The following is a 7,645-nucleotide window of genomic DNA, read 5'->3' on the forward strand; positions in this document are numbered from 1 at the left end:
AGATATGCAAACATTATTACCCTTATAATTGTATCATACCCTTAACTGCATGAACTACAGTCTATAAATATTAGACCATACTTAGTGAATAGTGTATTAGCAGGTCAATTCTAACCATATTCAAGAATAAAATAGTCATAAATCATTATCAGGCAGAAAATCCTGAACAAGCTATACGATTAATAGCCCTTTCATATGAAAGGCTAAACATGCAATACTTATATTATATAGGTTCTCATTCTATAAAGCAAGGAAAAAATTGACACAAATACCAATAGTAGCCTGATCTGAATGCTTAAATCATAATACCATATCATTACTGGCGGCATAATACTTCAACTCAATGATGTCATTTGGCATAGGTTTACTATTCCAATGTTCATGAATAGCCAATGCGGTCCCTATAGCGGTAGCCTGTGCCATTGAGGCAGCAAAAACTTCCATTTTTGGAAACAAGCGGGCCAATAGATTCATATAAATTGCATTTTTACTAAATCCACCATCTACAAAAATGCGTTTCACGCTATCCGAATTCATCACCAGACTGGAAGAAGTATGCTGCTGGATAACTATATCCAGCATGAATTGATGATAAGCCTCTTCATCTGTTGCAAAGTCAGAGAGATCTCTTGATCCAAATGCGGAGACCTTATTTAGGGGAACCTTCACTTTCCCTGCTTTGACCGAATCAAATAATCGATCTGCAATTACTGCATCATAGCGCATATTCCGGTAATGGTTTACCCCTTGACCAAAATGCGCAGCTATCCTTTTCACCTGCTGCTCATGTTCGTAACCAGAAAATATGCGAGATGCCTTTACTGGTTTCCCTTTGAATTGCAAATAACATAAACAATCCTGTTCCAATTCTTCCGCAGTAAGCGGCTGGGAATTAAATGGGTTCATCGTTATGCACCAGGTACCGGTAGAAATTAATACAAAAGGCTCATGAAAATTGATCAGATAGGGAATTAAGGCCGCAGAACTATCGTGTAGCCCTATTCCTACCTGATAGAGATTCCCCGGGAATTCAGCAGGAAAGACCTGATCTGCATTACATATTGGTGCCAGTTTTTTATCCAGGCCCTCCTTTAGTACCCACTCATGGTAATTCTCACGACTAAAATCCCATAATTGCGTATGACAACCGATACTGGTTAGATCAGAACATTCTATACCAGAAACCAGATAGCTCAGATATTGCGGAAGATGCAGGGCATAATGAATCTGACTGAACAGTTCTGGTTTTTCCTTTTTGATGCGGTACAACTGCATACCAGAGTTTAAGCTCCCAAGTATCGGGGAAGATGTTTCGAAAGCCATCTTTTGTTCACCTCCATACTTATCATAAAACTCAGTTTTTAGCGATTCAGGATAAGGCTTCAGATAATTGTAGAGTGGGGCCAATGGCTTGCCATATTCATCTATATACACCAGACTTGCTCCATACGTAGAAAAATTAACGGCCTTAATGATGAACTCTTTCCGCCTCATGATCTCCCGTAAAGAATCAAAAATAGAAAGACGCAGACTTTCCAGGTTTTCACAAATATCTCCATCCTCATCACTAGTTTCTATAAATCTAGCGGAACGCTCAAATACAATCTGGTAATTTTCATCAAACAGAAAAATTTTCTTATTGGTTTTACCCACATCAAATACAACAACAACTGGAATAGCCTCCATTATAATCCTGTAGCTATAGTTTTTAATCCTCTTTCTTTAATCAGATTTTCTCTCACCTTCAACTCCCTATATAAGGCTAAAGGATTAACAGCCCCTCCTGCCCGTATCCGGGCTTCACTTACAATCGCACGAACATCAGTACGGAAAGCATCCTGCAGAATTTCCTGGCACAAAGCAACATCATGGTTTCCCTGGGCAGCAGTTAGCGCTACGCGATCTACTAATAAAGCCTGGGTATAGGATAACATAATCGCTTCAACGGATTGCAAGAGATCTTCCAAAGGATCTTTGACATTATGCGAAGCGTCAATCATCCAACCTAAACCTGTCCCATGGTCTATTCCTTTTGCATCCATACCTTCAATTAATTCATTAAAAATTAAGAACAACTGATAAGGTTTTATGCTACCGGTAGTCAGATCATCATCACCATACTTGGAATCATTAAAATGAAAGCCGCCTAACTTTCCTTCCATCAATAGCAGGGAAACAATCTGTTCAATATTTGCATTTGGCAAATGGTGACCTAAATCTACCAGCGTGAAAGCCTTAGGCCCTAATTTATTGGCCAATAACAACGATTGTCCCCAATCTCCAACAGTGGTTGAATAAAAATTGGGCTCAAAAGCCTTGTATTCTACAAACACTTTCCAATTTTCAGGTAATGCTGCATAAATTTCCTCCAGACTTTCCAATGTATTTTGAAAGGCTTTTCTAAAATTCAGCTGACCAGGAAAACAAGAACCATCGGCAAGCCATACAGATAACACATCTGATCCTAAGGCCTTCCCATGTTCAATAACTTCTATATTATGGGCAATTGCCTGTTGTCTTACTGCTTTGTCTACATGTTGAAGTGAGCCAAATTTATAACTATGAGCCTGGTTAGGCTGATCCTGAAAAGTATTTGAATTCATTGCATCGAACCTCAATCCGTGATGAAGTGCTAACTCCTTAATCGCTTGATAATCCTGAGGTACATCCCATGGAATATGTAAAGATATCGCGCCACTCGATTGGTTTAAACGATGAATTAAGCCAACATCCGATATCTTTTCTTCCAGATTCCGTGGCTCACCGCCACCGGAAAAACGACCAAAACGAGTACCACCCGTACCTAATGCCCAACTTGGTATTGCAACCTGAAATTTCAGCAATTTACTGATTACGTCCTCTGTGCGCTCATTCATCGAAGTAGCATATTCAAAACGCTGCTGCTGAGATTTTACATATTGTTCATTATGTGCTGCTATGCTATCTTTTCCTATTTCCATTTTATCTTCTTTACTTGAAACCGATTCAATTTTGTTTAGCGTACAAATGCCATTGCCACTCCTCCGTCTACATTCAATACATTTCCCGTAGATTTATTAAGCAAACCTCCTAAATAAGCCATACAGGCATTTGCAATATCTTCCGGAAGGATAATCTGATTTAACAAAGTCCTTTTTGCGTAAAATGCGGGCAGTTCTTCTACCTTAACGCCATAGGCCTTTGCCCTTCCGGCTGCCCAGTCGCCTTCCCATATTTTACTATCAGAGATGACGGCGTCCGGATTAACAACATTCACCCTAATCTGGTCCCCTCCCAATTCTGCCGCATTTAACCGACTTAAATGAAGTTGGGCGGCTTTAGCTGAACCATAGCCTGCATTATTGGGTCCGGAAACCAATGCATTCTTACTTACAATATTTATGATATCACCGCCAATAGACTGTTTCCGCATCACATTAACAGCAGCCTGCGTCATTCTAAACTGACCTTTCACCAGCACGTCATACAATAAATCCCAATCCTGCTCTGTATGAGCTTCCAGGGGTTTTGAAATAGATAATCCGGCACAATTGACCACAATATCTATCCCTCCAAATGACAATGCTGCTTTTTCAAAAGCCTGATCAATATTTTCTTTACTAGTCACATCCAATATTACCGTACTGAAAGCATCATTCCCAAATAAAGTTCGGAATTCTTTCTCTGCATTTGCCAACCTTTGTACATCATTATCATTCAATAATACGACTGCACCTTCTTCTATAAATTTTTTAGCAATTGCTTTCCCAATTCCGCCTGCACTTCCGGTAACTAAGGCAATTTTTCCGGAAAGCGCTTTAGGTTTAGGCATACGTTGTAATTTAGCTTCTTCTAACAACCAATATTCAATGTTAAAAGCTTCCTGGCGCGGAAGTGATGTATAAGTTGAAATGGCCTCCGCTCCTTTCATTACATTGATCGCATTGGTATAAAATTCGGCCGCAACACGCGCAGTCTGCTTATCTTTAGCAAAAGAAAACAATCCTATTCCAGGATATAAAATAATTACAGGATTCGCATCGCGGATGGCCGGACTGTTGGCTTGCTTACAAGCTTCATAATAGGCATGATACATTTCCCTGTAGCCTTTAAAAACCGGGGCAAGTTTTGCTTTAAGTAGCACGGAATCCATCAAATCCTCCTCTGGTTCCAGTTTTAAGACCAAAGGGCTTATTTTAGTCCGCAAAAAATGATCAGGACAACTTGTTCCCAATGGTGCAAGACGATCAAGATCCTTAGAGTTGATGAACTCAAGTACGCGCGGATCATCACTAAAATGTCCTACCATGTTACGCTCAGTGGAGCAAAATCCCCGTAAAAAAGGTGCTAACACCGCGGCTTGACTTGTTCTCTTATCAGCAGGTACCCCCTTAATACGTTGTCCTCCAAAAACCGGACCTTTCTTTCCATAACTGGCTTCCAGATAGGCAGCACATTTTTCTACCACTTCCAGCGTATTTACATAACTTTCATATGCTGTATTTCCCCAGGTGAATAAACCATGGGAGCCCAGCATGATGCCACGAATTCCTGGATTTTCTGCCAGACAATCCTGCAACTGCAATCCCAGATCAAAACCGGGCTTCTGCCAGTCCACCCAACCTACTGTACCTTCAAATAGTTCTTCTGTAATTCGCTTCCCATCTTTAGCTGCCGCAATTGCAATCGCGGCGTCGGGATGTAAATGATCTATATGTTTAAAAGGCAAAAAACCATGCAGTGGCGTATCTATGGATGGTGCCTTAGAATTCAGGTCGTAAATACAATGGTTAAACAGTTCCACCATTTCATCCTCTTGTGCAATTCCGGTATGAATTTGCTGAAGGCTCAGGAGCTTGTCTACATACAAAGCGGCCAATCCATTACGTTTAAGTGTACCAATATCACCACCGGAACCTTTAATCCACATGATTTCAACGGGCTCACCAGTCAAGGGATCCGGTGCTTCCGCTTTACAGGAAGTATTTCCCCCACCATAATTTGTTAAACGCAGATCCGCACCTAATAAATTAGACCGGTAAATTAACAATGCCACTTCATCACCTTCGAGCTTAGCGGCTTCGTCTTTATCCCATAAATAATTGACGTACTTGAATTGGTCTTTTTCGTCAGACATAAAATTTGATTTATATTTTTATTTAATTGAATTTCCATATCCAACTATCAGAATGGATAGAATAATAAAAGCAATACCGACAAACACAGTGATTAGTGTTTTTCTGCTGACCCCGGCCCACTCCTTCAATACAAGACCCCAAACATTAGCCACCAGAATAATAAAGGCCATATGCAAAATCCAGGAGCTTGCCCCATTTCCAAGCTTACTCTCTGCCATACCGTAAAAGAAGAACTGTAAAAACCAGGTTGTACCAGCCAGTGCACAAAAGATATAATTAGATAATAATGGAGTCTTAGTGTTCTTATAATCCTTAAATGTTTTATTTCTGAAATTCAACACCATACACCAGAACAAATTGGTGGTTAAGCCTCCCCAAAGAATAATGACATAGGTTACATTGTTTTGATACAAAAACTCACCATCTCCAGGATTCAATACTTTCCAAAGTAGATTTGCTTCATGAGCCATATCTTTACCGGAATCAATTCCAAAAGCAAAACAAGAACTTAATATCCCCGAAATCACCGCCACTATTAAACCCAGACCAATCTTGAATTCTGTGCTTTGTTGCGTTTTCTTCTGACTGGCCAGAGCCTTATCTTTGTCCATTCCTGCTTTTCCACAAAAGATAATTCCGACAATACAGATAAACAAACCGAGGATGACCAGTTGTCCCCAGGAACTTTCAATCATATTGGAAAATGTATCCTTACCAGCTTTAGGAAAAAAATCGTAATAAACAGAGGGTAGCAAAGCTCCAAAGACTGAACTCAATCCTAAAATAATGGAACTTCCAAGGGAAACACCAAGGTATCTGACACCAAGTCCGTAAGTTAAACCACCTATTCCCCATAAAAGACCGAAGAAATAAGTAATCCACAACATAGACCCGGAAGTATGTGTAATTATTTGAGTAAAATCTGGTATGGTTAGCCATGCTGCTAAAGGTGGAAGAATCAACCAGGAAAATAGCCCCCCAACAATCCAGTAACTTTCCCAGGCCCATCCTTTCACTTTGGTATAAGGGATATAAAAACTACCGGAGGCGAAACCTCCAATAAAGTGGAACAACACACCAAGAATGATCTGCATATGTTAATTTAATATTTGGTTAGAATAATAAGCGATATTAATTCTTTAGAATAACATAACTGTCATTTACTGTCCTGCTCCTGGATGGTGAATCAGCCTTTAATTTAAATAAATAACAGGCTTTTAGTCAGAAAAGAAATTACAATGAAGACCTGAGTGTAAGTCTGAATGGTGCACGGTGGTTTTGTTTACTGTTGCTCAAAATGATTTCGGCGGCCATAGTACCCATCATTTTAAAATCGGTAGAAATGGTGGTAATGCCATTCAGCAGGAATTTTTTTAATGGAGTCTCATTGTAAGAGATGATCCCTACATCTAGCCCCAAGGTAAAATCAGAATTGCTGATTCTTTCCATCAGCAAGACAAGATCATCTTCAATCAAGTTGATATATACCGTACCTGCTGCTATTTGTTCTTGTTTCAGATCATGAACAATTGCATGACTAAATGTATACTGCTGACAAAATCTTCGAAACCCTTCGATGATTTCTACAGGGAAATAGCTCTTTTCAGGAAATATCAGTTTAATTGTATCATATTTGGCCAGGGCTTCTTTTGCCTCAGTTAAGGCCCCATAAATATCCTTTTCAAAATCTTCATATACCGTCGAATAGGAACCATTTACACCAGCTACATTTTTGTCCATCAAGATTAATTTATCTGTAGGTATGGTATTAATGATTTGATGCGCATCCTCTCCACCTTCAACAAAATGGGGTAAAATCACATAATGAGAATACTCGGTTCGTTTGTTCTGAATCAGTTTTTTGAAAATCGAGAAATCATTATTATAAATATAAAAATCAATCAGCGCATCATCTCCCAATGCCTCCACAAAAGAATCATAAATGAGTTTTTTGTGCACAGACAACTTGTTAAACAACAGGAATATCTTGATCTTCTTTTTAAATTCTGTATTATGGATATAATAACCTTTACCAGGAACAGAAAGTATCACCCCTTTATTTTTCAGGTATCGATATCCCTTTTCTGCGGTATCTCTGGAAATTTCCAATACAAAGCTCAACTCATTAATAGAGGGAAGTATATCATTTTTAACAAGCAAGCCTTCTTCTACCGCCTCTATAATGGAATCACTAAGCTGTATATATTTAGGTGTAGCTGAATATTCATCGATCTGAATAAACTTAAAACAATCGACTGTTTTCATCATATTGAGGTTTGAATACTATCTGGCAGATATAAAAAGCTAATTAATCAAACAGGTAGGTATATCGCCATCTGTTTAAGCGGTTATAATATCTACAATTTAATTGCGAATTCAAACGCATAAGTTTCTGAACAGGCATTTAACTCAAGATCGTTACCTTGACTGTTTCCACCAAAAATTTTGAAAATCTATTAGAATGATTGTTTAAGTACAGTTGCTGCTAGATTAGCAGTAGCCGATAAAAGGAATGTGAGCAGAAGATA

General features: G+C 39.0%; 5 protein-coding genes. All 5 read right to left on the minus strand.

Going from position 1 to position 7,645, the window contains the following annotated elements; all coding sequences use genetic code 11:
* Positions 1-300: 300 nt before the first annotated feature.
* The 5 genes from OQX61_RS24005 to OQX61_RS24025 all read right to left on the minus strand — a co-directional run bounded on the left by OQX61_RS24005 (position 301) and on the right by OQX61_RS24025 (position 7,382).
* Positions 301-1,686 carry an FGGY family carbohydrate kinase gene (locus OQX61_RS24005; protein WP_265844384.1) on the minus strand — a complete coding sequence of 462 codons (1,386 nt, stop codon included), beginning with the start codon at positions 1,684-1,686 and terminating at the stop codon, positions 301-303.
* Positions 1,686-2,960 carry a TIM barrel protein gene (locus OQX61_RS24010; protein WP_265844385.1) on the minus strand — a complete coding sequence of 425 codons (1,275 nt, stop codon included), beginning with the start codon at positions 2,958-2,960 and terminating at the stop codon, positions 1,686-1,688. Before OQX61_RS24010 ends, OQX61_RS24005 begins: the two co-directional genes overlap by 1 nt.
* A gap of 35 nt (positions 2,961-2,995) precedes the next feature.
* Complete coding sequence (locus OQX61_RS24015; protein ID WP_265844387.1) at positions 2,996-5,116, minus strand: bifunctional aldolase/short-chain dehydrogenase; 2,121 nt, start codon at positions 5,114-5,116, stop codon at positions 2,996-2,998.
* Positions 5,117-5,134: 18 nt separating this feature from the next.
* Positions 5,135-6,211, minus strand: coding sequence for an L-rhamnose/proton symporter RhaT (gene rhaT / locus OQX61_RS24020; protein ID WP_265844388.1), 1,077 nt, complete (start codon positions 6,209-6,211; stop codon positions 5,135-5,137).
* Between the two features lie 139 nt (positions 6,212-6,350).
* Positions 6,351-7,382 (minus strand): GntR family transcriptional regulator, encoded by a 1,032-nt coding sequence (locus OQX61_RS24025; protein WP_265844390.1) that lies wholly within the window; start codon positions 7,380-7,382, stop codon positions 6,351-6,353.
* Positions 7,383-7,645: the final 263 nt, after the last annotated feature.

Source organism: Pedobacter sp. PLR (assembly GCF_026239675.1).
Classification (GTDB): Bacteria; Bacteroidota; Bacteroidia; order Sphingobacteriales; family Sphingobacteriaceae; genus Pedobacter.